Source organism: Marinomonas sp. PE14-40 (assembly GCF_051623805.1).
Classification (GTDB): domain Bacteria; phylum Pseudomonadota; class Gammaproteobacteria; order Pseudomonadales; family Marinomonadaceae; genus Marinomonas.
The window spans coordinates 4,659,052-4,683,312 of record NZ_CP130700.1 but is presented as its reverse complement, the minus strand read 5'-3'; the positions used below and the strand labels follow the sequence as shown (position 1 = coordinate 4,683,312).

General features: G+C 38.6%; 27 protein-coding genes. 7 read left to right on the top strand and 20 right to left on the bottom strand.

Annotation, left to right across the window (positions count from 1 at the left end):
• The first annotated feature begins 404 nt into the window (after positions 1 to 404).
• Positions 405 to 1,964: a methyl-accepting chemotaxis protein gene (locus Q0A08_RS21695; protein ID WP_438463588.1), complete on the top strand. Its 1,560-nt coding sequence runs from the start codon at positions 405 to 407 to the stop codon at positions 1,962 to 1,964.
• Positions 1,965 to 2,037: 73 nt separating this feature from the next.
• Here the strand turns inward: Q0A08_RS21695 and Q0A08_RS21690 are convergent, their stop codons facing one another.
• Positions 2,038 to 2,937, bottom strand: a complete 900-nt coding sequence (locus tag Q0A08_RS21690; RefSeq protein ID WP_438463587.1) for an AraC family transcriptional regulator — start codon at positions 2,935 to 2,937, stop codon at positions 2,038 to 2,040.
• Between the two features lie 83 nt (positions 2,938 to 3,020).
• Positions 3,021 to 3,905 (bottom strand): LysR family transcriptional regulator, encoded by an 885-nt coding sequence (locus Q0A08_RS21685; RefSeq protein ID WP_438463586.1) that lies wholly within the window; start codon positions 3,903 to 3,905, stop codon positions 3,021 to 3,023.
• A gap of 98 nt (positions 3,906 to 4,003) precedes the next feature.
• Between Q0A08_RS21685 and Q0A08_RS21680 the strand changes: the two genes are divergently transcribed.
• Positions 4,004 to 5,212, top strand: coding sequence for an MFS transporter (locus Q0A08_RS21680; RefSeq protein WP_438463585.1), 1,209 nt, complete (start codon positions 4,004 to 4,006; stop codon positions 5,210 to 5,212).
• A 38-nt stretch (positions 5,213 to 5,250) separates the two neighbouring features.
• On the opposite strand, the gene Q0A08_RS21675 is transcribed toward Q0A08_RS21680, so the two are convergent.
• Positions 5,251 to 6,174: a LysR family transcriptional regulator gene (locus Q0A08_RS21675; RefSeq protein WP_438463584.1), complete on the bottom strand. Its 924-nt coding sequence runs from the start codon at positions 6,172 to 6,174 to the stop codon at positions 5,251 to 5,253.
• 111 nt (positions 6,175 to 6,285) lie between these two features.
• Between Q0A08_RS21675 and Q0A08_RS21670 the strand changes: the two genes are divergently transcribed.
• Entirely contained in the window at positions 6,286 to 6,741 is a 456-nt protein-coding gene (locus Q0A08_RS21670) for a VOC family protein (protein ID WP_438463583.1), read from the top strand.
• Positions 6,742 to 6,820: 79 nt separating this feature from the next.
• Positions 6,821 to 7,174, top strand: coding sequence for a nuclear transport factor 2 family protein (locus Q0A08_RS21665; RefSeq protein WP_438463582.1), 354 nt, complete (start codon positions 6,821 to 6,823; stop codon positions 7,172 to 7,174).
• Between the two features lie 42 nt (positions 7,175 to 7,216).
• Here the strand turns inward: Q0A08_RS21665 and Q0A08_RS21660 are convergent, their stop codons facing one another.
• From Q0A08_RS21660 to Q0A08_RS21620, 9 genes are all read right to left on the bottom strand, one after another.
• On the bottom strand, positions 7,217 to 7,459 hold the full coding sequence (locus Q0A08_RS21660) for a DUF2164 domain-containing protein (RefSeq protein WP_438463581.1): 243 nt from the start codon (positions 7,457 to 7,459) through the stop codon (positions 7,217 to 7,219).
• A gap of 17 nt (positions 7,460 to 7,476) precedes the next feature.
• Positions 7,477 to 8,250, bottom strand: coding sequence for a cobalamin biosynthesis protein (locus tag Q0A08_RS21655; protein WP_438463580.1), 774 nt, complete (start codon positions 8,248 to 8,250; stop codon positions 7,477 to 7,479).
• Positions 8,247 to 9,053: a precorrin-2 C(20)-methyltransferase gene (gene cobI, locus Q0A08_RS21650; protein ID WP_438463579.1), complete on the bottom strand. Its 807-nt coding sequence runs from the start codon at positions 9,051 to 9,053 to the stop codon at positions 8,247 to 8,249. The genes Q0A08_RS21655 and cobI overlap by 4 nt, the downstream gene beginning before the upstream one ends.
• Before the next feature lie 50 nt (positions 9,054 to 9,103).
• Entirely contained in the window at positions 9,104 to 10,435 is a 1,332-nt protein-coding gene (gene cbiE / locus Q0A08_RS21645) for a precorrin-6y C5,15-methyltransferase (decarboxylating) subunit CbiE (RefSeq protein ID WP_438463578.1), read from the bottom strand.
• A gap of 49 nt (positions 10,436 to 10,484) precedes the next feature.
• Complete coding sequence (locus tag Q0A08_RS21640) at positions 10,485 to 11,126, bottom strand: precorrin-8X methylmutase (RefSeq protein WP_438463577.1); 642 nt, start codon at positions 11,124 to 11,126, stop codon at positions 10,485 to 10,487.
• Positions 11,127 to 11,164: 38 nt separating this feature from the next.
• Positions 11,165 to 11,911 (bottom strand): precorrin-6A/cobalt-precorrin-6A reductase, encoded by a 747-nt coding sequence (locus Q0A08_RS21635; RefSeq protein WP_438463576.1) that lies wholly within the window; start codon positions 11,909 to 11,911, stop codon positions 11,165 to 11,167.
• Entirely contained in the window at positions 11,908 to 13,032 is a 1,125-nt protein-coding gene (locus Q0A08_RS21630; RefSeq protein ID WP_438463575.1) for a cobalt-precorrin-5B (C(1))-methyltransferase, read from the bottom strand. Before Q0A08_RS21630 ends, Q0A08_RS21635 begins: the two co-directional genes overlap by 4 nt.
• Before the next feature lie 6 nt (positions 13,033 to 13,038).
• On the bottom strand, positions 13,039 to 14,370 hold the full coding sequence (locus tag Q0A08_RS21625) for a cobyrinate a,c-diamide synthase (RefSeq protein ID WP_438463574.1): 1,332 nt from the start codon (positions 14,368 to 14,370) through the stop codon (positions 13,039 to 13,041).
• Between the two features lie 65 nt (positions 14,371 to 14,435).
• Positions 14,436 to 16,232 carry an ATP-binding protein gene (locus Q0A08_RS21620; protein ID WP_438463573.1) on the bottom strand — a complete coding sequence of 599 codons (1,797 nt, stop codon included), beginning with the start codon at positions 16,230 to 16,232 and terminating at the stop codon, positions 14,436 to 14,438.
• Between the two features lie 310 nt (positions 16,233 to 16,542).
• Here Q0A08_RS21620 and zntR point away from each other — a divergent pair, with 310 nt between their 5' ends.
• A complete protein-coding gene (gene zntR / locus Q0A08_RS21615) occupies positions 16,543 to 16,965 on the top strand; it encodes a Zn(2+)-responsive transcriptional regulator (RefSeq protein WP_438463572.1) in 423 nt (140 codons plus the stop codon).
• Positions 16,966 to 17,005: 40 nt separating this feature from the next.
• The gene (locus Q0A08_RS21610; protein WP_438463571.1) at positions 17,006 to 18,244 is read left to right on the top strand and encodes an SO_0444 family Cu/Zn efflux transporter; all 1,239 of its coding nucleotides are present in this window, start codon (positions 17,006 to 17,008) and stop codon (positions 18,242 to 18,244) included.
• Between the two features lie 174 nt (positions 18,245 to 18,418).
• On the opposite strand, the gene Q0A08_RS21605 is transcribed toward Q0A08_RS21610, so the two are convergent.
• The 6 genes from Q0A08_RS21605 to Q0A08_RS21580 all read right to left on the bottom strand — a co-directional run bounded on the left by Q0A08_RS21605 (position 18,419) and on the right by Q0A08_RS21580 (position 21,640).
• Positions 18,419 to 18,676: a hypothetical protein gene (locus Q0A08_RS21605; RefSeq protein WP_438463570.1), complete on the bottom strand. Its 258-nt coding sequence runs from the start codon at positions 18,674 to 18,676 to the stop codon at positions 18,419 to 18,421.
• A 288-nt stretch (positions 18,677 to 18,964) separates the two neighbouring features.
• On the bottom strand, positions 18,965 to 19,228 hold the full coding sequence (locus Q0A08_RS21600) for a hypothetical protein (protein ID WP_438463569.1): 264 nt from the start codon (positions 19,226 to 19,228) through the stop codon (positions 18,965 to 18,967).
• A 26-nt stretch (positions 19,229 to 19,254) separates the two neighbouring features.
• The gene (locus Q0A08_RS21595) at positions 19,255 to 19,518 is read right to left on the bottom strand and encodes a hypothetical protein (protein WP_438463568.1); all 264 of its coding nucleotides are present in this window, start codon (positions 19,516 to 19,518) and stop codon (positions 19,255 to 19,257) included.
• A gap of 24 nt (positions 19,519 to 19,542) precedes the next feature.
• Complete coding sequence (locus tag Q0A08_RS21590; RefSeq protein WP_438463567.1) at positions 19,543 to 19,806, bottom strand: hypothetical protein; 264 nt, start codon at positions 19,804 to 19,806, stop codon at positions 19,543 to 19,545.
• 35 nt (positions 19,807 to 19,841) lie between these two features.
• Positions 19,842 to 20,105 (bottom strand): hypothetical protein, encoded by a 264-nt coding sequence (locus Q0A08_RS21585; protein ID WP_438463566.1) that lies wholly within the window; start codon positions 20,103 to 20,105, stop codon positions 19,842 to 19,844.
• Positions 20,106 to 20,983: 878 nt separating this feature from the next.
• Entirely contained in the window at positions 20,984 to 21,640 is a 657-nt protein-coding gene (locus Q0A08_RS21580; RefSeq protein ID WP_438463565.1) for a methionine biosynthesis protein MetW, read from the bottom strand.
• A 90-nt stretch (positions 21,641 to 21,730) separates the two neighbouring features.
• On the opposite strand from Q0A08_RS21580, the gene Q0A08_RS21575 reads away from it, so the two are divergent.
• Entirely contained in the window at positions 21,731 to 21,898 is a 168-nt protein-coding gene (locus Q0A08_RS21575) for a DUF2496 domain-containing protein (protein WP_438463564.1), read from the top strand.
• A 38-nt stretch (positions 21,899 to 21,936) separates the two neighbouring features.
• Here the strand turns inward: Q0A08_RS21575 and Q0A08_RS21570 are convergent, their stop codons facing one another.
• Positions 21,937 to 22,596: a hypothetical protein gene (locus Q0A08_RS21570; RefSeq protein WP_438463563.1), complete on the bottom strand. Its 660-nt coding sequence runs from the start codon at positions 22,594 to 22,596 to the stop codon at positions 21,937 to 21,939.
• Positions 22,597 to 22,784: 188 nt separating this feature from the next.
• On the bottom strand, positions 22,785 to 24,149 hold the full coding sequence (gene der / locus Q0A08_RS21565; RefSeq protein ID WP_438463562.1) for a ribosome biogenesis GTPase Der: 1,365 nt from the start codon (positions 24,147 to 24,149) through the stop codon (positions 22,785 to 22,787).
• Between the last annotated feature and the right edge of the window lie 112 nt (positions 24,150 to 24,261).

Sequence of the window (24,261 nt, the reverse complement as noted above, 5' to 3'; positions counted from 1 at the left end):
ACCTCAGATTCGCTAGCCTAACTTTCAAAGCTTAAGGAAGCCTTAAGGATTTATAAAAATAAAGCGGTTATCCATCACTACCTAAGACCTTCTTTAGGATGAAATCAAAGCGTTCCAGGCTCATTATAAATTTATCTTTTACCCTTAAAAAGCGCTTTTTTGTCTCTAAAAGAGTGGAAAAGTGAACATAATTGAAGAAATAAAGATCTTTAAAAAAACATTCATTTGACCTTCGTCTGACCCATATCATTTTTAAAACACAAGTTTACACTAAAATGAAATTGCCATTATTTCAGTAAACTTTTCACTACAAATAAGCGCTCTCAAGGCATATACACTGTTCGTGAACTAGTGAAAACTTTACCGACATTTGTATTAGCTTTAGAGTATTTACTGAGAAAACTATGAGAATAAACAACCCAGTCACAGGCAAAGAACAAAGCTACCCTGAAGATTTTAACATTCTATCTATTGTCTCCCCTTCTAGCCATATTACCCATGTAAGTAAAGACTTTGTTAGCCTTTCTGGGTTCAGTGAGTCAGAATTACTAGGGCAACCCCATAATATTGTTCGACACCCAGACATGCCAGAAGCGGCTTTTGAAAATTTGTGGGATAACCTCAAACAGCAAAAATCGTGGATGGGTCTAGTAAAAAACCGCTGTAAAAACGGAGATCATTATTGGGTTGATGCCTTCGCGTCCCCCATTATTCAGAATGGTAAAACAACCGAGTATCAATCAGTACGTTTAACGCCAAAAAGAAAACATGTGGAAAATGCAGAAAAGATTTATGCAAAAATCCGTTCTGGTAAGAGCCCTCTCGCACTTAAGCTTCCCCGTACACGACTCTGGCAAAGAGCCTGCCTCAGTTTCTTACCTTGCTTAGTAATTTCCTCTTTTATCCAAAGTGTATCGCCAATTGGTGCTTTGGTGTTTTTATTCTTAACTAGCTCATTAGCAACCTATTGGCTTACCAGACCACTCGAAGCCTTAAGTATAGAGTCGAGAAAGATCTTTAATAATCCTCTTATGGAGCTTATTTATAACGACAAGATTAACGATATATCTGAAATAAAGTTAGCCTTAAAAATGCGCCAATTCGAAGTAAATGCCATAGTAGGTAGAATTCAAGATTCTAATATTCAACTTGGTTCTTCAGCCCAAATATCCAGTAATAATGGCTCGATGACAGCAGATAACTTGGATAAACAAACTCAAGAAACAGAGCTGGTTGCTACTGCTGTTGGCCAAATGAATGCCACTGCCAATGAAATCCTTGAAAATGCAGTCAATACGTCTGATGCTGCAAAACAAGCTAATGATGCCACCACAGATGGATTACAAGCAGTAAGCGAAACCGTTAACTCCATTCATAGCCTTGCGGGCCAACTCAATAATGCATCACATGTGATAGGCCAATTAGAAGAGCACGGCAAAACAATTAATGATGTATTAGGTGTTATCGAAGGCGTCGCAGAGCAAACAAACTTGTTAGCGCTTAATGCAGCAATTGAAGCGGCTAGAGCTGGCGAGCAAGGACGTGGGTTTGCGGTTGTGGCTGACGAAGTAAGAGCCTTGGCTAAACGCAGTCAAGATTCGACTAAGGAGATTCAGGAGGTTATTACTCAAATTCAGGGAGCGACTTTAGATGCAGTATCAGCCATGAAAGAAGGTAATATCCAAGCAGATATTTGTGTAGAAAGCGCAGAGCGCACAGGTGAAAAGTTACGTGCATCCTCCAATCAGGTAAAGGATATTTCAAATAAAAATGATCAAATTGCCAGTGCGATCCATGAACTGGCACAAGTATCAAGTGAAATGAATGCCAATATTCAATCTATCAGTGATGTCTGTAGTAGCACGTCTTCTCTAGCAAATGAAACTGTGAAAGAGTGCTCAAGCTTAAGCCAGCAGCTAGGAGATCAAGACTCTCTGGTTAAGCAGTTCCGCCGTCTAGCCTAATAAAACCAACTAACCATAAAGCACTTTAGCTTTATGGTTAGTTGCTATACTCCATTTAACAAACATCAGCTCGCTATTTAAGTGGCATATAAATGTCAGTGAGTAATTCACTTGGAGGAACTTGCCTTGGATCATTCAAGTACTCTTCAAATGGCGGTTTATCTGCCACTTCATAACCAGACTCAGCAAGCCAGGTGCCAAAGAACCAACGATAAGCGCTGTGCATATCTGCATAAGGTCCTTTAAAGTGTAAAACAGCATATTTACCGGCATCTATTTGATATTGCTCAAAAGGAGCCTCTAAACTTGGCTGTTTTTCAAGAGCGAGTGTTAACCCAGCAAGAGAGCGCAAATCTTGTTCTGGCGTATTATCTGGGTCATGAAAATAGACAGCCATCATGCGGCTATCTTGATCGAATAATTGACGCACCCCCGCCCAGCCGGAAAGCTTCTCAAAAGCTTGCCCTATGTTCATATAAGAACCTTGATGAGGGTAAACTACTAGAGCTAAATCTTGCTCTACTTGCTCAAGTGTGACTGAAAACTCATTATTCATCTTAGAATTTTGCATACTCATTTTCTCCCTCGCCACGTCTTGTGGCGTTAATAAGTCGATGTGTTTATTACGTTCAGGCAACCTTTGCTGTCGAAAGCCAGCTGGAGGAACGCCAAACTCAGCACTGAAAGCACGAGAGAATGATTGAAGGTGACGATAGCCCGATTGCTTAGCCACCTCTTCAATGACTAAATCTGTATTCACCAATAAACCAGCAGATTTATGTAAACGTAGGCGCTTTATCATACTGGAAAGGCTTTCCCCATAAATACTGGTATAAATTCGATGCAGGTGATATTGGGAGATCCCCGCCACCTCAGCCATTGTGATTAAATCCAAATTCTCATTTAGATGTGAGTAGATATAATCAATCAACTTTTGCAATCGAGATTCATAACGTATTTTAGATGTCGTCATTCAAGCATTCCCTTCTTTGTTTCAGTAAAGTGAGTTTAACAAGCACCCTTTTAGCAAATCTTGCTCAATGTATTATTTTAAAATTATGTCTTTTGTGTAAGAGTATATGCTAGTAAAAAATCCAGAAAAGCCTTGTTAGCATGGGATAAATAACCATGTTTACGCCAAGCAATATTTAGATCTAAAAAAATAGGCGGATCAAAGGGTCGAGTGATGAGCGCATCATCATCTTGAGTCACCATGGCAAGTAAGGTTGAGATACCAAACCCTTGTTTAATAATAGATTTTATTAAAGGAAGAAGATTCGTCTCAAAGCCAATATTAAGGCTAGCTCCCGTCTCTTTTGCTAATCTATCAACCGCTTTTCGATGAAAGTAACCTTGTTTGAACATCACTAATTCCTGCGAAAAGAACTGCTCTGGGGTAATTTTTTCAAACTCAGTGAAAGAATGAGTTTCATCCACCGTGACCAGCATTTCTTCCGTTAAAATAGACCGCATTTCTAAGCTGTCTGGCACATCTTCTGCGACAACAACACCGAGATCAATCTCACCTTTTTCGATCTTATGCTGAAGATCGGATGTCCCGCCTTCTATCACTTCAAGGTTGAGCATAGGATATTGATGTTTAAATGCCATGAGAATAGGCGGGAAATAATAGGAGCCAAGCATGCTTGAAATACCAATTCTTACATCCCCCTTTACTAGGCCTCTACGCTCCTTCATCTCTAGCTCAGCATCATCATGTATCTGAATAATTCTTTGGGCGTACTGGTAAAGTGCTCTACCTTCATCCGTTAGACTCACTTTACGATCAGCACGATGTAGCAAGGTTAAAGCAAGGTCATGCTCAAGCTTTTGAATTGACATGCTGACAGCTGGCTGAGCTACCCCTAATCTTGATGCCGCTTTGGTAAAACTTAAATCGTCTGAAACGGCTAAAAAATATCTAAGTTGTTTAACTTCCATCAACAATCCTTATAGATTCGATCATTAATATGAATTTTATTGATTTTAAAACACGACGTATAGTTAATTTTTCTTCAGTACAAGATTGAGTAAATATCGTGATTCAGACAGGCAGTAAAATTTTTTGGAGAGCTAACCTAGCCCTACTCATTGGCTCTTTTATGGTATTTGCCAATGTCTATGTGACTCAACCTCTGTTGCCCATGATAGCTAGCAAATTCGCCATTTCTTCGTTAGAAGCAAATGCAAGCTTTACCATTACCACTTTTATACTCGGATTGTCTTTATTGATATATGGCCCCCTTTCGGACGCCTTAGGTAGAAAGTGGTTAATGCTGGTAACCATGCTAGGTATTGTTATCACCACTTTTACTCTGGCTTTTGCCTCCCAATATCAAGACTTATTAATATTGAGAGGAGTACAGGGGTTCTTTTTAGCCGGTCTGCCTGCCATGGCAATAGCCTATCTTGCAGAGGAATATCAATCTGATGCGATGACAATTGCGGTGGGTCTATACATTGCTGGAAACTCTTTAGGAGGCATTGGAGGCCGTCTGTTAGGAGGCTTTCTAGGTGAATGGCAAGGTTTAAGCAATACCTTTTTTATCATGGCAGGCATTTCAAGTATTTGTCTCATTAGCTTTGCTTATTTACTACCTAATTCTCAACACTTTTCTGCAAAAACGTTAAATATAAAAACAGTCTTAAGTAACTTTAAGCATCATCTTGCTAACAGGTATCTTTTAATCACTTACCTTATTGGTGGTTTGAGTTTCTTTATTTTTATTAATCAGTATAGCTATATCACTTTTGTTCTTGAGTCAGCCCCATATTCACTCTCTAGTAAATTGATAGGTATGCTGTTTTTAACCTATTTAGCAGGCACATGTGCGTCTTCTTTATCAGGAAAACTAGCCCTTAAATACTCTCAACCTACTTGTATGATGCTGGGTACAAGTTTTTTAATACTTGGCTCTCTAATCACATTAGAATTAAGTCTCTTTGCCATCATTTTTGGCTTAACGATGAATAGTTTCGGCTTTTTTCTGACTCACTCCACTGCAAGTGCTTGGGTCAGTAAACAAGCAAATCGCTCCAAAGTAAAAGCCAATGCGAGTGCAAGTGCCCTCTATCTGACCTTCTATTATATGGGGGCAAGTTTTGGCAGTTTTTACCTTGATCCATTCTGGCAAACTTATGGCTGGAACGGGGTTGTAATGGCATCACTCTTTGCATTAATTGTTATATTTTTACTGGGCTTATCCTTATTCAAAACAAGATCGGAGATAAACCCACAAGTCATATAAATTCAATGTGAGATGTCTTTAAACATACAGGATCACAGTTATGATGGTGACCTTTTCCAATCATCCCAATAAGGCAAATTCTGATCAAATTGCTCTTCTAGAAAACTCAAAAATACACTGACTTTTTTAGCAAGGTATTGCCTCTGGGGATAAAGCGCAACGAGGTTTTTATACGGCATTTGATAGTCTGTTAATAAAGGAATTAAATTCCCTTTTTTGATTTCCTCACCTGCAATAAAACTAGGTAAGCGCCCCACTCCTAAACCCGTTAGCAAAGCTTCTTTCAATGCGTCACTGTTGTTTACCTGATAATTGCCTTTTACTTCGACCCTAACGTCTTCATCATTGCGGTTAAAAAACCACTCATTTGAAGTCGAGTGATATGAGTATAAAAGGCAGTTATGTTGCACTAAATCAGCGGGCTGTTTGGGGGAACCAAACTCTTCTAGATAATTTGGGGCAGCACAAATCACACTGTGTAATGGCGCTAGAGGCTTAGCAACCAAACTGGAATCTGGAAGATCGCCCGCTCTTAACGCAAGATCATATCCCTCTGATATCACATCAGACCAGGTATCGCTTAATTCCATTTGAATACTGATCTTAGGATAAGCTTTTAAAAACTTAGGGATAATAGGGGCAATATGACTACGTGAAAAAGACATAGGCGCACTAATTCTTAATACTCCTTGCGCCTCTTGCTGCAATCCTGTTGCCGCACTTTCAGCCTCCTTTGCCGCTTCAAAAGCTCTTTGGGCATGTTGATAATAACGCTCACCCGCCTCGGTTAAACTCAGTTTCCTGGTAGATCGGTATAAAAGCTTTACACCTAATTGCGCCTCTAAAGCACTAATCCGCTTGCTCACACCAGAGTTAGAAAAACCTAATACTTCAGCGGCTTTTGAGAAACTACCTTGTTCAACTACTGAAATAAAAACAGGAATACTGTTAATTTCAAACATAATACAACCCATTATTAACTTTTTTTCATCAATCATCTTCCCATAAGCGGTCTTATCAAACAATCGCCCTAGCACTAAGCTTTACCTACTAACTCATGTAAGGAGAGAAATATGATCCGTTTAGAACATGTAAATTTGGTGGTAAAAGACATAGAAGCTAGTTGCTCTTTTCTTCTAACAGCCTTTCCTGAATGGGAAATTAGAGGAGAAGGTAAAAGTGAATGGTATGGCGTTTTTCGTCGTTGGTGCCATGTGGGTACTCAGGAAAACTACATCACCCTAAATGATGGTGGCACATCAGAAAACCGTAATTTAAAAAGCCATGATATGGGTCTAGCTCACATTGGCTTTGAGGTAACAGAACTTGAAGAAATTGCTCAGCGTCTGAAGGATAAGGGCTATGAAATTGCGACGATTGGCGCCGACCATCCCTATCGTAAAACTTTATATTTTATTGACCCAGCGGGGTTTGAATTTGAGTTCATCGAGTACTTATCAGATCAAGACGCACAGAGAAATTTATACGGTGGTGAAACATCTAGCATTACTCGAGTCGCAAGCGCTTAAAAGCGGTTAAATCTGTTAAAGCTAAAGCCTTAAAGACTTCAATATCAAATTAAATACATAAGTATCAGGAGATACTCACATGCAAGCAAATCAATTTATTAAGCATTTATATCAGGCAGTTGATGAAAAAAGTCTAGATAAGCTCTCTCCATTTCTCGCTGATCAAGTTAACTTTAAACTCGCAAACTTTCCTAGCACACAAGGCAAGGTCGCTGTACTAGAAGCAAACAAAGCCTTCTTTACTAGCATTCAAAGTATGCAACATAGGTTAGACAATATTTGGCAGATCGAAGGCGGACTCATCTGCCATGGTGAAGTAAGTTATATTCGATTAGATCAAACAAAGACGAGTGCGAATTTTGCCACTATTTTAAAGCTAGAAGATGACAAAATTGTCGATTATTTAGTCTATGCAGATCTAAGCCAACTTTAAAAGCTGGCCATAAGGAGAAGTAGCTGACTATCAGATAACCTGCTATTTCTCTAATGCATAGATCTCTTCGTTGATGACTTCCATTCGCTCAAGCACAACTGCTTGAGCGTCTTGAAGCCCCTTATTGTAAAAACTAGATCCAAACTCCTTAGCAATAAAATCTAATAAAAATTCTGCTTCAAAACCGCCAAGATCTAATTCAAACTCTGTTGACATATGCTGCTTTAACTTAGGGATTAATTTATCTTTTTCGAGCTGGGTAAAAGCAAATTTAGACATACTCATTTTCACTCTTTATCAAATTATGCCTCTTTGGCGGGAAAGCTTCTTGCGATTGCACAGGTTGCCTTTGCATTTTTATGCTTGGGTAAGACTAGTTCTGGTTCTGTATTGGTAATCTTTTGACAGCCGACAAGACATGCAGATTCAGCCACACCATAAACTCCAACTGTGTTAAATATATAGTCAGAATGTGTACTTAATAAGCGCTTCATAGGGCTTAGTTCATCAATGCTCCATGTTCTAAAAGGCTTATTATATTTTTTGGCTAAGGCAATTAAATTCACTTCATCTGCTTTAATATCAATACTGTGAAAACTATCAATTTGTTCAATAGAAAGTCCTGCGTTTAACAAGCTCTCATGCATTAGCTCTTCAAGATAGACTAACGCACAATTCCTCTCACACCCCATACCAATGCTATATACAGGCCTTAAATAGGGAGATGCAGTCGTAATCACTAACTGAGCACGAATCAAAGAAGAGACCTGATAAGCCCAATCATTTGCTCCACCTTCATGACCAGAAAGGAGTGGGATAACAAAGTCGCCCATTTCATCAAGAACAAGCACTGGCGGATCTTGATACTTACTTTCCAACACTGGCGCCAAGGTACGCATAACAATACCTGTAGCGCAGATAAAGATAAGCTTATCCCCTTGTTTGAAAGCCTCTTGAACTGTTTCAGAAAAAGGACTGGGCTTATAATTTATGCAAATTTCATCACTAGGTAGAACTTGTTCTAGCTTTTTTGCTAGGCATAAACCTAGTTCAGTCAAAGCAAAAATTTGAATCATGAATAGCTATCCTTATGCCTACTTTCATCACTTCGAGTTACAAGAAATAGCGAAAAATAAGGTCCCGACTCGTCTTGTAAATGGGTAATATTTTCCACTATTTTCTGATTTTCACGCCCAATATATTCAAGGTATTGCGCTTCGTTGACACGCTTTGTTTGCTCTAATGCTGCTAAAATTTTTGCTCTTGCGCGCCCAGCTTTCATTATAACAACGGTATCATTCTGGGTAAGAGCAGCTTCCAGTTGTGCTTGGGTATGACGCCCACTCACAATCGTAAAGGACTCTTTCAACATAGTTAAAGGGTTAGCTAAAGCAGAAGATGCTGCATGTACAGACGAAATACCAGGTACAGAAAGGCACTCAAATTCAGTATTCAATCTATCTAGTAAGTATGCAAAAGAACCGAAAAAGAGAGGGTCGCCTTCACATAAAAAAACCACATCTAAGCCCATTTCTAACTGAGACTTAATTGAGCTTGCGCCCTCATCATAGGCCTTATTTGCTAGACCTCTATCAATCGACATAGGCATTTGAATGCCAATATGTTTTTGCTCACGACAATCAGAGTCAAAAGCTTCACTGGCAATCATTAATGCCTGAGATTGCCCTTTGTCATTGGCTAGATAGCTAATCACAGGTGCCGATTTAATTAACCTTAGTGCCTTTAACGTAATAAGCTCTGGATCTCCAGGTCCTACTCCTACTCCTATAAAACGTCCTTTAGATAGACCTATTCGAGAGTTTTGAATACTGGCAGAAGTAAATGCAGAAGGCATAAAGCACCACAGAGAATTGTTCACCTCTAGTTCTTTATAAAAAACTAGAGGTAATGGATTAATAGGGAATAAGACTAGTTTAGTTTTTTAAATCTAAACAGTGTCACAGGTAAACTCGGACGATAAACTTGCTGACCAGCAAGTAAATCTAATTTTGATTGTGAGACTTGTTTCGATTCAGTTTCTGCATCTGCGGCGTCTAACCTTGCTTGGAAGAATTGTTGCAGGGCTAGTTTGGTATTTTCAGTCACAGCACTAGCGACTAATACCCCATTAGAATCAAGTGATTGCCAAGCATGAGAAAGAATCGAATCTAAATTACCATCACTGCCTCCTATGAATACCTTATTAGGTTTAGGCAAGGTCAGTAAGGACTCTGGCGCTCTTCCAGACACAAGAGAAAGATTATTCATGACCCCAAAACGAGTACGGTTAGCAGATAAACATTCTTGTCTACCCAGGTGATGCTCTATTGCGTGAATATGGGCTTTTTCGTGCCAATAACTCATTTCAATTGCGACACCACCGCAACCGGCACCAACATCCCAAACTACATCTGTATCACAAATTTGCAGTAACGAGAGAATAGATAAGCGGACATCACGCTTGGTGATCATGCCTTTGCCATCACCTTTATCTGTAATGTATTTCTCATCTTCAATGCCTGGAAATTCTGGGAAAAAGCTGGTTTGATTCGAGGTTTCTACAACAACAACATTTAATGAATCAAACACAAGCGACTTAAGCTCAACGAGATCTTCAGCGATAAAGTGGCTGAGCTTTTCTTGTTGATAACCAATCGCTTCGCAAATATGTAACTTTGACTGAGAAAGACCCGCATCAATACACTCTTTTGCTAATACCTGAGGCGTGCTGCTGGAGTCAGTTAATAAAACTAGGGTTTTATTTGCTTGTAAATGACGTCTTATGGTTTCGACAGGTCTTCCGTGAACACTGACAATACTCGCATCTTGTAATGATATACCCAGTTTATGACATGCTGCCTGAACGCTAGAAACAGCGGGGGTGAAGCGTAACTGCTTAGCCTCAAAGTGACGACTTAACCACCCGCCAATCCCAAAAAACAATGGGTCTCCGGACGCTAAAACAACAATATTATGCTTGCTTTCTTGCTTGAAGGTTTCGAACTTTGCTTTGAGTGCCTTAATAGGAGGTAAAAGCTGGCGATAACCATCCACTTGGCTATTTTCACTCGTTTCTAAATAAGCGGCTACGGTTTCTAACTGACGTTCTGACCCCATAACACAATCGGCTTGGTTCAAAATATCTTGTGTTTCTTGATCGAGCTTAACGTTTTCTTTTACGCCTAATCCCACCACATGTATCAACAATTCATTCATTGTCGATCTTGTAGAATCTAATTCAGATAAGGTTAATTCTGGCACTTTTCACTCCGTTGCAAATACGCACTAACATTAATTTCGATACAAGATGCTAGTAGTACTCACCAATATTACATCTTAATAAAGCATTACAACTGGCTGACGATACCGCACTTCCTCCAATGCGAGAAAGCAAAGTAATACATTCAACCCCTATTTCTTTGTGGCAATCCCACAAGGCTTGTTTCGACTCTGCAGCCCCAACAAAACCTACTGGCATAGCAATAATAAGGGCTGGCTTGTCAGCACCTTGTTTGATCATTTCCATTAATCGATATAAAGCGGTAGGAGCGTTCCCAATGACAACTACACTGCCGGCTAAATAAGGTCTCCATAACTCTAATGCAGCCATGGAACGAGTTTCACCTTTTTGTTTAGCTAAAGCAGGTGTTTGTTCATGGTTTAAAAAGCACATGGGCTCTTTATTTACCATTCGCTTAGTAATCCCCTGCTTAACCATTTCTACATCACATAGAATATTTGCATTTAACCCTAATGCATCACGACCAGCAGTACAGGCATTCAAACTAAACCTAACCTGAGATGCTGCTTCTGGTAACCCCATACTATGTACAATTCGCATAACAACTTGCTGCTCATCTAGATTAAATTTATCTAATTGAGTCAGTTCTCTAATTTGTAGAAAGCTGTTTTTTTCGATAGTTTGAGGATTTAACTCGTATTCAAATTTCAAAAGATTGTCCGTATTTAGCAGCAATTTTAGCGAGGTTTTTATTGATTCCGCATAATAGCACCAGCGCACTCGATTAATGAGTCAAACACTCGATTTGGTTCTGATAATTTTGGGCGTTCCAAGATTAGTACTTTTAGACCCAGATCCTGAGCGACTTGTAATTTTGCCGATGTCGAACTACCACCGCTATTTTTACTTACAATAACATCAATATCATGCGTTTGAATCAATATTTTTTCATCTTGATACAAAAAGGGTCCAATTGCCTTTACCCAATGCACTTTTGTCAGTTTTCCGTAATCAGATTTGGGAACTACAGCAGTTCGCCAAACGAGTTTGAGCAATTTATCACCTGTATGTAGGCGCGCTAGCTCATCTAAGCGAAATTGCCCAGCACTCAAAAGAGGTGCAGAATACCCTTTAAGAAGGGTAACTAATTCATCAAAGTTTCGATAAAAATGCCAATCATCTTTATCTGTCGCCACCCAAGCAGGTCGGTGAAAACGCCATACTGGTACCTCAGCTTCTTTTGCAGAAACTACTGCTTGGTTACTCATCTTTTGAGCATAAGGGTGAGTAACATCTAAAATTAGCTCTATCCCATTTTCTTTAACATACTGGGTTAATCCACCAATCTGACTAAAGCCACCGATTAGAATCTGGCAATCAAGGTCGGGAGTTCTAACAAGGCCCGCAATGCTATAAATCACATCTACATTTAGTGTGATTAATCGATCACAAAGCCTACGAGCATCCGCTGTGCCACCTAATAAAAGTACCGTCATAATCTTGCGTCCTCTTGTGCTCTGGCAACAAACTCTCCTTTACGGTTAATAGCCCATACCTCAAGCTCAATATGATATGGAATATAATGTCGACAAAAAGTAAGTGCTTTTTCACACACAAAAAGAGCTAGATCAATATCAGCGTCATTACATAGCGTTAAAGCCTCAATACTGGTGTTAGCACTTTTAATTTTGGTCAGTAATGCTTGAGTTGCCCCTTGGTCAGTCGCTATTTGTGCAAGCTGCTCAAAATCAATACTTGATACTCGACTATTCAAATCCATATGACCGTTGGCAAGTTTAGTCAATTTACCAAAACCACCGCAAATGCTCAGCTTGGTTAAACTTTTATTCGCCTTTTCCAACTTACGAATATGCTTTAAAAGTGCACCAACAAAATCGCCCATTTCGATTAATGCGGTTTCATCTAACTGATAATGCGCTTTAATCGCCGCTTCACTGGCATTACCTGTTGTCGCGGCAAGGTGAGTAAAACCATTGGCTCTTGCTACATCAATCCCTTGATGAATAGAAGCGATATAGGCAGCACAAGAAAAAGGCCTAACAATGCCAGTCGTACCTAAAATGGATAAGCCGCCCAATATGCCTAGCCTAGGATTCATGGTTTTAAGCGCGATTTGCTCACCGTTCTCAACGCCTACTTTTACTTGGAAACCACCTTGATAGCCCAACTCTTCAGCCAAGGTTTGTAAATGCTCCTGCATCATTTTTCTTGGTACAGGGTTTATAGCTGGCTCCCCTATCGCCAACACCAGGCCTGTTTTGGTAACCGTCCCAACCCCTTCTCCGGCCAAAAAGGTAACGCCTTTTTTATGCAGTAGCGTCAGTTCGACAAAAATAGTTGCGCCATGGGTCGCGTCGGGATCATCCCCAGCATCTTTGATTGTGCTGACTCTCATCGCATCATTCACCACTTGGTAAGCGAGTATATCTAGGCTAACGATTTGACCCTTGGGTAAATTTACTTCTACTTTACGGGCGAGGTTATCTGGTTTCACCAATAAAGCTTGAGCAGCAGCGACACAACAAGCTGTTGCACAACAGCCTGTTGTTAACCCTGTTCGTAAGGCTTGAACCTTTTCGCTGCTTTCTGGCCACATATAGTATTAAGCTCGATTAAAAATCGCAGCAACAGCCACAGGATTTGAAGGGAAAAATAAGTGTAAATAACTAGCGACTAGACCTTGCACTTGATACACAGCTTCACCTGGCGCAGGATGTCTTTGACGACGACCAAAGCTAATAGGTTCTGGCGTATTTTCACTACGAGATCTGTGATGGGCATGAGCTCTCACCTCGCCGCTCGGTAAAATGGCTGTTTGCATTCCTTGGCAACCTCGTTTACCTCTCATGGCACCGTCACCGGCTAAAATACCTAGCATAGGATAGGTATGATTATTTAAATCAGTCAGGGTTTCTAAACTATAAAGTAAGCCACCACATTCAGCTAAAATGCCTTTTCCCAGAGCAAAGAAGTTTTGAATCTCTTTCTTGATCGCCTGATTTTCTGCCAAAGCTTGGGTATGTAATTCAGGGTAACCACCCGGTAACCAGAGAGCATCAGCTTCTGGTAGGACCTTATCTTTTAATGGCGAGAAAAAGCATATTTCAGCGCCCATCTCGGTTAAACATTTTAAGTTGGCATCATAAATAAAGCTAAAAGCTGCATCAGAGGCCACCGCTATCGTTTTTCCCTTTAATAGTCCTAGGTGTTCCTCATTAGTTTCTAACTCAGCAGGAAAAAAGGTAACAGACTCAGGTAATTCTAAAAGCCGATTATCATTTGATTGCATCAGCCAGTCGACCGCTGCTTCGAAACGTTGTTCAAGCTCTTCCTGCACCTCATTGGCTTGCACTAAACCAAGATGACGCTCAGGTAAAACAATATTTTCATCACGCTTTAAACTAGCAAGTAAAGGAAGGTTTTCTGGTAAGGCATCTCTTATTAGCTGAGCGTGTCGCTCGCTACCACAACGGTTTGCAATTAAACCCGCGACTTTAATATCATCACGAAAGTTTGCCATACCTGATGCAAGAGCCGCTGCAGTTTGTGCCATACCTTTTACATCCATCACGATAGCAAGTGGTATATTAAAGCGAGCAGCTAAGTCTGCACTTGATGGTTCACCATCAAACATGCCCATGGCCCCTTCAACTAAAATAAGGTTTGCAACCTGAGCTGCTTCATAAAACTTGTGCTGGCAATAAGCATCTCCCGCCATCCAAATATCAAGCTGCTCGACCGCTATACCTGATGCCTGAGCTAAGATTTGAGGGTCCAAATAATCCGGCCCAGTTTTAAACACATGCACTCTTTTACCTTGCTTGGAAAAGTACCTTGCAAGTGCTGCTGTAATGGTTGTTTTACCTTGATTAGATGCAGGTGCAGATAAAAATAATGCAGGACAAGAAATACTCTCTTTAACTTGGTTACTCACTCAAACCATCCCAAAATATGTTTAGTAGTCGCTATAAGCCTGTCTTGATAATGACGCTTATTCACTTAAATTGTAAAATATTCAGCATTTATTGCATGGGCAAGCTGCTGTGCTTTACCCCTTTTAATTACGCTAGATTCGATATCAATAAGGCTACAATGACCCTTTAACTCGATATCGATGACATCGGCTTGAGTACGTCCATCAGTAAAAATATAAGTATGACTGTAACTCGTTGGAGATTGCTTATAATAGCGAGCTAGCCAAGAAGCAACTTGCAATAAACCATCTCGAAAGGGTGTCCCTCCTCCAGCTTCGATATTATTCAAAAGCTCACTCATATCTTTGGGGGCTCTTACTTTCGCCTGCACCTGCTTTACTTCATTATTACCAAAGATAAACATGGAAATTTGCTCGCGCTTTAAATAGGCCTGATGAGCAATATCTAAAATGGCGCCTTTTGCTTTTCCAAAAACAGCATGGCCTAACATTGAAGCCGAGCAGTCGAGTAAAATTAGATGCAATATGCCTTGGCCTGTTTTTTCATTATGTCTATGCAGTTTTACTGGTGGCCATTGTAAGCCTTGATCATTGGTAGATTGAGTAATTGTTTTATGCCAATCCACAGCCTTACCTATTTTACTTTTATTTTGACTTCTTCCCTGAGTGCTTTCCCCTTTACTAATAGAGAAGCTTTGTTCCGTTAAAGACGTCGTCAAATTTTTCTTAATTTGTGTTCCTGATTGTGATTCAAAATGAACGCTATGATCTAGAGTTTGTGATTGAGCTGGCATGCTGCCCCAATCGTCATCATCAGTCTGAGTACTGCTCCCATCTCCGCTATCTACTTGCCCTTGATGACCTTGTTCAACTGAGTTATGAGAAGTTTTAGATCGTGAGCTTTCAGGTCGTCTAGCATTGCTTTGAGCTTGCGTCTGATTAGGGTTTTGGTTTCCTTGATGATTTGACGAGTTACCCGAAGTTGGCGGCAAAGACGACCCAGCTTGCCTTCTATGGGCTAATACTAATTCTGCTACCATGTCTAAATCTGCACGAGTAACAGCCTTTCCACCTCGCCATGCTGTATATGCCATAGCCGCTCTTAACCAGACAATATCGGCTCTCACACCATCCACATTTGCTTGAAAGCAAGCTTTGGCGATTAATAGACGCATTTCATCACTGCATTCAATATCTGGTAACTTTTGCTGAGCAATTTCAATACTTTGTCTAAGGTTTTTCTGTTTCACTCTATATTTGTCACAGAAAGCTTGTGCGTTTTGATCAAACTCATCTCTTAATTTAACAATCTGAACTCTTTCATCCAAACTGTAGTTATTAGCAAGCTCGACCATAAGACCAAACCTGTCTTGTAGCTGGGGTCTTAATTCACCTTCATCAGGATTCATAGTACCAACCAGTATAAATTTAGCCGCATGTTCGTGACTTATACCGTCACGTTCAACCCTGTTCACTCCGCTTGCTGCGACATCTAGAAGTTGATCGACAAGATTGTCTGCTAATAAGTTGACCTCATCTACATATAGCACACCACCATGAGCCTTACTTAATAGACCAGGGTGAAAAGCCACTTCTTTGCTTTTTAAAACCTTATCTAGGTCAAGCGTCCCTAATAATCTTTCTTCACTTGCCCCTAAAGGCAAGGTTGCAAAAGGGGCTTCTAAATCAGGTAATACATGAGCTAACCCACGTGCGAGTGTTGACTTTGCACTCCCTCTTGGCCCGCTAACCAGTACACCGCCTAATAAAGGGTTTATTGCTGCAAGCGTAAGAGCAAGCTTGAAGTTTTCTTGGCCGGCAACTGCGGTAAAAGGGAATTCAAGATGGGGAAGAGACGTCATAAAGCAAACCAAAAAGTAATAATTCACACGGCTTTTACCGTATCTAAACAGTGACCTTATCTAGGCCATGGTAGCTTGTCAATTTCAGCTTTTCTCGATTCATTAAATTCAATAAAAATAGCCTCAATTAGCCAAATGATTCAAGACAAAGTGAAAAATTAACAGCTTTAAGGCCCTAAACAAAACATCTCAAAAACCGCATTACCCAGTGCTATCAAGCTAGCCTTTTATATTTCATTCAAAGCCTTGACCTTAGATCTTAGTCTAGGGTTTATACTTAACTCATCATCAAAATTATGGAGCCATCACTATGTTTAAAATTGGTGAACTAGCTGAGTTATGTCAAATCAGCACAGATACATTACGGTTTTATGAAAAAAATGGATTATTTCAAGCATCTCAAAGATCCCATGCTGGTTATCGTCTTTATACAGAATCAGACAAAAGCCGCCTAGAGTTCATTCTAACATCTAAGTCGGTGGGTTTTAGCTTGAAAGAAATTGCTGACTTATTATCTATAAACCTAGATAAGTCTAATCGGACCTGTGGCGACGCTAAACAGCTGGTTGACGACAAACTTGCTCAAGTAAGAGAAAAACTCGCTGAATTAGAACGCCTTGAAAACTCACTAAAAAGTTTATCTGATGCTTGTTGTGGTGGAGCCGAAAGTGCCCTTCATTGCACAATATTAGAAGCATTAGCAAACAACAAAACACCAAAAAAAGAGCATTAAACTGGATTTTATTGCTTAAAAAGCAGCAAAAGGATACATCATGTTATTAGTTGAAAACTTCCTCGAACTATTTTTAGACTCAGCCCCTTGGTTATTACTTGGACTTATTCTAGCAGGCATCCTAAATAGTTTCGTCCCCATGAGTTGGATGCAGAAACAACTTGGAGGCACGGGCAGCAAACCAATTTTTAAAGCCGCTCTTTTTGGTGCCCCGTTACCTTTATGCTCCTGTGGCGTAATTCCAGCGGCAGTTGGCTTAAGACGTGCTGGTGCATCTAAATCTGCCACCACATCATTTCTAGTCTCTACCCCAGAAACAGGTATAGATTCAATTTCCGTTTCATACGCTATGTTAGGGCCCTTTATGGCTATCGTAAGACCGATAGCGGCTATTTCTAGCGCCATAGTGGCAGGTTTACTAGTAGGCGCAGACAAAGAAGAAAGGAAGAATAACCTAGACACAACAAACTCAACTACGAGTATGACCTCATGTTGTTCTTCTAAGAAAAGTGACGAAATTAGCTGCGGTGAAACAAAGCAGCTAACAAATTCAAAAAAAGAAAGCCTTGAAACATCATCTTGCTGTTCAACAAAAATTAAAAATGATGCAGTAAAAAGCGAGAGTACGAATACTTTAGTTAACTCAGCTAGTGATAAACAAACAACTCAAGCTGATACTTGCTGTGGAAGTGAAACTCAAGAAACAAAAATAAGTTTCAAGCAAAAACTTATTTCAGGGTTAACCTTCTCAAGTACAAACCTTGTAAAAGATATCAGCGTCTGGCTAATGATAGGATTATTTTTTGCAGCTTTGATTCAAACCTATTTGCCAGCGAGCTTTTTACAAACTTGGGGGAGTGGCATTCTGGCCATGTTAATCATGGTTGTCATTTCTATTCCCATGTATATATGTGCAACTGCTTCAACTCCCATTGCTGCTGCATTACTACTTAGTGGCATTTCCCCAGGTGCAGTTTTGGTTTTCATGATGGCTGGACCTGCAACAAATATAGCAACGTTAGGTGTTGTCTATAAGGAGTTAGGCTCTAGGTCTTTGATTGGCTACTTAACGGGGGTTTTAGGCGGCGCTTTATTTTTTGGAACGCTCGTTAACTATTTAGTGCAAAACTATGGTTTTAGTGTGGTCCCACTTGTAGGCATGGAACATCAACTACTACCTGAAACATTAACCTATCTCTCTGCCATTTTGTTGGCGGTACTTATGTTAAATGAGTTAAGGAAAAAGCTCGTAGTCCTATCTGTTAGTTTTACTAACTAATGGCTGGCAATAACTTATGATTGATAAAGCTGTATTTAACAAATATGGCTTTAATCAATTGGCAAAAGTATAATTTCCTTTAACCTGCTCTTCAAAGTAAGTGTCTACTCTTAACATAAGCTCTTGTTTTTAAAGTAAATCTCTGAATTTAAGCCAATCACTAGTATTATATAACTAATCAAATTTCTCCATCATTTTTTGAAGTTTAGTATATTGGGACCTTAATGCTTGGTCTTGTAAGTATTGAGAACCATAGTTTGGAACTTCATTAATATTAATATCTACACCTAATGTATGTAGCTTCTTTTCCATTACACTAATATCAACCCTAAGATCATACATCTCTTTATCAGGATTTGATTTAGCTTGCACACCACTAGACATGAAAGTCACGAGTGCAAGACTTAAAAGACCTAGTTTATAAAAATTCATTTCTATTTTCTCCAATAAGTTCAACGTTTAAATTAATTATATACCTAACTTTCAATTAAATATGTAAATCAAATTAGCTTCCACTGTATTTACATTTTTTTAAAAAAATGTGAACACTTATTAGAATAACACCTCTTAAAAATAATTTGAAAACATAATAATTTTAATAACAGATAGGAAAATTAACAACAGATAGGAGAGGAAGATTTTTTAGAAAAGTGAGTAGAAAAACAAAACCAAAGAAGCTAAGTTTAATGAATAAACTTAGCTTTCCTTAAGCAGCCCATATTAGTTTTCTACATGGTTATTTTGAAAAATGGCTTGTAACGAATCATATTTAGCTTCTAAAGCGCGAAGTTCTTGTGTTCTATTTAGGCCTGTATTTATTTCAGTTTTGTTATAATTAACATCCATAGAATCTAATTGCCTTTCAATTGCAGCAATGCTTGATCTCACACCATCTAAGTCATCTGAGAAATCGTTTGCTGATATAGAAGTAGCACCTAAGCCTAGAGCAATAGCAGTTACAGTTGTTGTAATTAAAGTTTTCATGTCATTCACCTATTAGTATAAAGTTATTAGTTTGCTGTGTAAGCGTTGCTAAATTCGGTTTTAAGATCTTTATATTGAGCTTCTAAAGCTCTTAGTTCTTGAGTACGATTCAAGCCAGTATCCAAACTTGTTTTGCTGTAATTCACATCCATAGAATCTAACTGTTTCTCTATCGCAGTAATACTAGCCTTTAGATCATTAACATCATCTGAAAAGTCAGATGCAATAGCAGAATTAACACCCATAGATAAAGCAATAGCTGTAATAGTTGTTGAGAATATATTTTTCATTTTAATGTACCTTTATTGTTTCAATTAGTTTGCTGTATATGCATTATTAAATTCTGCTTTCAAGCCTTTATACTGGCTCTCTAAAGCTCTTAATTCTTGTGTACGATTTAAACCTGAATCAATTTCAACTTTATTATAAGAAACATCCATTGAATCTAGCTGATTTTCAATCGCTGCTATGCTTGATTTAAAACCATCTAAATCATCTGAAAAATCTGCAGCCATTACAGAACTAACACCCAAAGATAAAGCTAATGTTGAAATTGAAGTCATAATAATTTTTTTCATTTTAGTGTACCTATATATTCATTAATTAAATTTTATTAGTTTACAAAATAAGCATTATTAAAGTCTGATTTTAGACCTTTATATTGTGCCTCTAACGCTCTTAGCTCTTGAGTTCTGTTTAATCCAGTTTCTAAAGAAACTTTGTTATAATTAACATCCATTGAATCCAATTGTTTTTCAATTGCAGTAATACTTGATTTCAAATCATTTATGTCATCGGTAAAATCAGATGCCATAACATTATTTGCTGCAATACTAAATGCTACAACCGCCAAACCTGAAGAGATAATTTTTTTCATTTTCATATTCCTATTTATATTTAATAACTTTTTACTTAGAAAGTAAGTTGCTGTTCGATGAGAGATATAATAGCGTTTTCTAAAATAAATAAAATACCTAAAGGAACGCTTCCCCTGTGTTTACAAAATTGGAAAAGCCAGGTGCTAATTTGATTAAATGTGCACATATTGTGATGAATATGCACATATTTGGAGTGAAGAATAAATTGTGAAAGAAATGTTTATGATTAGGCTGAGTTTAGCCTTTATTAGACAGGTTTAGCACTGATTTTTAGTACTTAAAATGAGGTATTAATAGCCTTTTGGAATGAAGAGAGAGGATTTTTTTAATTCACTTGCACAATTGAATTTATATGTGCTTTCTTTATACGCTCACTCCTAATTTTAAAGGGCTTTTAGCCCTACTTTTAAGGGGCTTAAGCCAAAGTGTCAGGTTAAAGTGCCATCTATATAAGATCTTTTATAAGTTAAGATCAGACGTTCCTAACTGCCCTACTCATCTATATTCTAAAATAACTAGATTAATGAACCTACGAATAAGCCCTCCCGTCTTAGCATGTAAATGAGAGCCGCTAGGTTTATGTCGAGAGATGAAACTTAATAGTCATTCTATTGATAAAGCTATCAACTTAAAGATAGGGCTTTTGGGCCTTTGAATAATACTTATCCGGCATTTCAGAAAAGTAGCACTCTGCTTGTCCCTTTTTATAATGTACCTACTTTACTTCAAAATAACGTCTTGTGTGATGCTTTTCTCCTATACCTTAAAAGTGCAGACAGAGAAGAGATGATTTAATCGCTGGCCCCTTAATTAATGAGATTGGTAAAACTCCAAAATTCAGATAATAAGAGTCAGCCTATACAAAAAAAGCATAGATTTACAAAATTAGATCAATCAACCAGACCTTTTCAGAAAAATAAGAATAACCCTTAGCTTTATATCGTGGGTTTTGGGAAAAGAGGTCTTGGCTAAAGATTGGCTTCTCAGCGATTGGCCAATACTCAAGCACTTCATCATCCAGAAGGTTAAAAGGTGGCGAATTTGCCTCTCTTCCATCTTGATAAGCATAATCTAGGGTAATCAGCATCAAATGAGCATTACTCTTCAACCTCTGCTTAAGGTGATGAGTATACCTAGGCCTAGCCTCTTTTGTGATAGCAACTAATGACGCTCTATCATAACAAGCATCAAAATCAGTCTCTTCAAATTCAAAAAAATCTTGTTCTATTAAAAGTATATCCAATTCCTTCGCTTGATAATAAGCAACGCCATCGTACCAACTTTGCTCATACGATAGCAGATTCTCTTTAAAGAAGTCCCGTATAGCAATATCTGATAGCTCAATACCAACGACCTTGACACCCTGTTCAGCAAGCCAGATGAGGTCTTTTGCCTTACCACATAAAGGCACGAGTACTTTCGAACCTTCATTAAGTTTAGGCCAATATTCAACTAATAAAGGATTCACTTTATCAAGGTGAAAGCCTATCTGGCCTGATTGCCATTTTTCTAACCAAAACGTATTCTTTAGCAAATTATCACCTCTATATTTTGTTGTCATTCAAATAAAAAGTTAGCTATATGGTATATTTCGACGGATTAAATAGAAAGGAAGTAAATTAAGATGCCCCTTGAAAACGCACCTAAACATATTCAACTTGCCGTTGATCTAATAGAAATACTAGAGACTAATAAGGTAGATAATGAAACTGCTGTAGCAGCTCTCAGCATCGTGTTGGAAGACTATAAAGCAAAGCGAAATAATGACATAGCCAAAACAGATAAAACCTAATGTCACTTGATAAGTAAAACTCAATTTACTGAGCTTATTTAGCTAATATTTGCCTGAATAAAAATCTCCGTCATCTTAGAACTAAGATTCAAACAGGTTCGTTTTTGCCATGGCTGGCTTGATAAACGCTCTAATAAACGACTACGGCCATCTATTACAGATAAAACACTAGTGTGGGCTTCTTTACGAATAACATCAAAGTAGTCTAATTTATGATTTAACATAAAACCTGAATTAGCCCATTCATACATCGGCTTATATCTTATAAGCGGGTATCCTGCATCACGATTCACTAAGCAAAAGTTAACTTGACTGAATAAGGTACTTGATTGAGTAAATCCTTGACCACACCAAAGTACGCTAGGTTTTGAATAGCCCTTAATTTTTTTAAGTAAGCGATTTTGAGCTGCTTCATTTTCTAACATATCAGAGATATCTAAAAAATTAGATTTCTCAATCACTTCATACCATATAGCTAAAATTTTATGGTTAGATTGCCAGCCATTTAATTGTTCTTCTATTTGAGTAATGGCCGATTTTTGCATTAACGCATCACGACATAAACGAATCATTCCAAGCCGTTTACCATGATTTAAAGGGTGCTCAACTATCTGTATAAAAGGATTACTCACGGTTTGAGTATTTAACCTTCCTTGAAGTAATCCCTCAGATGTTTTCTTAACACTCGCTAATTTCATCCGCTCTTATTCCCAAAGTACCCACTTAGATCTTAAGAAGTATCACTTTTGGCTTTAAATCAAAATATTAAAAAAGCGCCTATTTAGTAACATAAAAATTCAGGCAAAAAAAAGCAGCCCTACAAGGCTGCTTTTAATCTTTAAGAATCAATAGGTTGTTTCAAAAAACCTATTTAAGCTTAAACAATTTATCCATTACCTGAGCCTGTTCGCCAATGCTTTTTAGGTGCATATGGGTTCTCAGAGCTCTTAAACTCAAAAGTAATAGGCGTACCTGTAATATTAAGCACTTGTCTAAACTTATTCTCTAAGTATTTTTTATAGCTACCAGGCAAAGATTCAACTTGATTACCGTGGATAACAATTCTTGGCGGGTTAGAGCCACCTTGGTGAGCATAACGCAACTTAATTCTTCGCCCTCTTACGAGCGGAGGTTGATGCTCACTGATAATGTCTTCCATGATGCGTGTTAAGCGGTTAGTTGACCACTTGGCATAACAAGATTCATAAGTTTCATCAATTGTATCGTACAAGTTACCAACAGCCGTACCGTGAAGAGCAGAGATATAATGCACTTTAGCATAAGGAACAAATCCTAAACGACGCTCTACTTCTGTTTTGATTCGCTCTTTAGAGTATTGGTCGAGACCATCCCACTTATTCACCGCAATCACAAGGCCGCGACCAGCATCGATTACATAGCCTATCATATGTAAATCTTGTTCAACCAAGTCTTCATGACCGTCAATCACCACAATGACAACGTTCGCATCTTGAATGGCTTTTAAAGTCTTAACTATCGAGAATTTCTCAACAGCTTCTTTAATGTGCTTACGACGACGTACACCTGCAGTGTCAATTAAGGTGTAATCTTTTTCATTACGAATATAGGGGATATAAACACTGTCACGTGTTGTACCAGGCATGTCATAAACAACCACTCGGTCTTCACCCAACATACGGTTAACCAAAGTCGATTTACCCACATTAGGTCGACCAATTACGCCAATACGAGTTCCTTTAGATTCAATATCAATTTGGCCTTTCGCCTCTTGAACTTGCTCAGCAAACGGTAACATACAGATATCAATGAGTTTGTGCACACCTTTACCATGTGATGCAGCAATAGGATGAAGGTTTCCTAATCCAATGCTGTAAAAGTCTGCGAGAGCCACATCTTCATTAATACCGTCAGTCTTATTCACTACCATAAAAGTAGGTTTATTAGATCGACGCAAATGATTGGCAATCATTTCATCAGCAGGGTTTAGACCATGGCGTCCATCCACAAGGAAAAGTACAGTATCAGCTTCTTCAATCGCTAGCAGTGATTGACGAGCCATCTTTTCATCTATCCCCATTTCATCACCACTGATACCACCAGTATCAATAACAATAAATTCATGTTCACCAATACGGCCATCACCGTATTTGCGGTCACGTGTTAAACCAGGATAATCTGCAACAAGCGCATCACGAGAACGGGTTAATTGGTTAAACAGAGTGGATTTACCAACATTGGGTCTACCAACCAATGCAATAACTGGAATCATTTTTTTACCTTTATAAATACAAAGTGGCTAGCGCCTATATGAAGACGCTAGCCACTTAAAAAACCTAACTCTAATGGATTTTTAGTTTTGAGATAAAAGTTCTCAATAACTC

Excerpts from the sequence above, each read along its gene's own strand:
- Q0A08_RS21695 (WP_438463588.1), top strand. The coding sequence starts at position 405 with ATGAGAATAAACAACCCAGTCACAGGCAAAGAACAAAGCTACCCTGAA.
- Q0A08_RS21690 (WP_438463587.1), bottom strand. The coding sequence starts at position 2,937 with ATGACGACATCTAAAATACGTTATGAATCTCGATTGCAAAAGTTGATT.
- Q0A08_RS21685 (WP_438463586.1), bottom strand. The coding sequence starts at position 3,905 with ATGGAAGTTAAACAACTTAGATATTTTTTAGCCGTTTCAGACGATTTA.
- Q0A08_RS21675 (WP_438463584.1), bottom strand. The coding sequence starts at position 6,174 with ATGTTTGAAATTAACAGTATTCCTGTTTTTATTTCAGTAGTTGAACAA.
- Q0A08_RS21670 (WP_438463583.1), top strand. The coding sequence starts at position 6,286 with ATGATCCGTTTAGAACATGTAAATTTGGTGGTAAAAGACATAGAAGCT.
- Q0A08_RS21665 (WP_438463582.1), top strand. The coding sequence starts at position 6,821 with ATGCAAGCAAATCAATTTATTAAGCATTTATATCAGGCAGTTGATGAA.
- Q0A08_RS21660 (WP_438463581.1), bottom strand. The coding sequence starts at position 7,459 with ATGAGTATGTCTAAATTTGCTTTTACCCAGCTCGAAAAAGATAAATTA.
- Q0A08_RS21655 (WP_438463580.1), bottom strand. The coding sequence starts at position 8,250 with ATGATTCAAATTTTTGCTTTGACTGAACTAGGTTTATGCCTAGCAAAA.
- Q0A08_RS21635 (WP_438463576.1), bottom strand. The coding sequence starts at position 11,911 with ATGACGGTACTTTTATTAGGTGGCACAGCGGATGCTCGTAGGCTTTGT.
- Q0A08_RS21630 (WP_438463575.1), bottom strand. The coding sequence starts at position 13,032 with ATGTGGCCAGAAAGCAGCGAAAAGGTTCAAGCCTTACGAACAGGGTTA.
- Q0A08_RS21620 (WP_438463573.1), bottom strand. The coding sequence starts at position 16,232 with ATGACGTCTCTTCCCCATCTTGAATTCCCTTTTACCGCAGTTGCCGGC.
- zntR (WP_438463572.1), top strand. The coding sequence starts at position 16,543 with ATGTTTAAAATTGGTGAACTAGCTGAGTTATGTCAAATCAGCACAGAT.
- Q0A08_RS21610 (WP_438463571.1), top strand. The coding sequence starts at position 17,006 with ATGTTATTAGTTGAAAACTTCCTCGAACTATTTTTAGACTCAGCCCCT.
- Q0A08_RS21605 (WP_438463570.1), bottom strand. The coding sequence starts at position 18,676 with ATGAATTTTTATAAACTAGGTCTTTTAAGTCTTGCACTCGTGACTTTC.
- Q0A08_RS21600 (WP_438463569.1), bottom strand. The coding sequence starts at position 19,228 with ATGAAAACTTTAATTACAACAACTGTAACTGCTATTGCTCTAGGCTTA.
- Q0A08_RS21595 (WP_438463568.1), bottom strand. The coding sequence starts at position 19,518 with ATGAAAAATATATTCTCAACAACTATTACAGCTATTGCTTTATCTATG.
- Q0A08_RS21590 (WP_438463567.1), bottom strand. The coding sequence starts at position 19,806 with ATGAAAAAAATTATTATGACTTCAATTTCAACATTAGCTTTATCTTTG.
- Q0A08_RS21585 (WP_438463566.1), bottom strand. The coding sequence starts at position 20,105 with ATGAAAAAAATTATCTCTTCAGGTTTGGCGGTTGTAGCATTTAGTATT.
- Q0A08_RS21575 (WP_438463564.1), top strand. The coding sequence starts at position 21,731 with ATGCCCCTTGAAAACGCACCTAAACATATTCAACTTGCCGTTGATCTA.
- Q0A08_RS21570 (WP_438463563.1), bottom strand. The coding sequence starts at position 22,596 with ATGAAATTAGCGAGTGTTAAGAAAACATCTGAGGGATTACTTCAAGGA.
- der (WP_438463562.1), bottom strand. The coding sequence starts at position 24,149 with ATGATTCCAGTTATTGCATTGGTTGGTAGACCCAATGTTGGTAAATCC.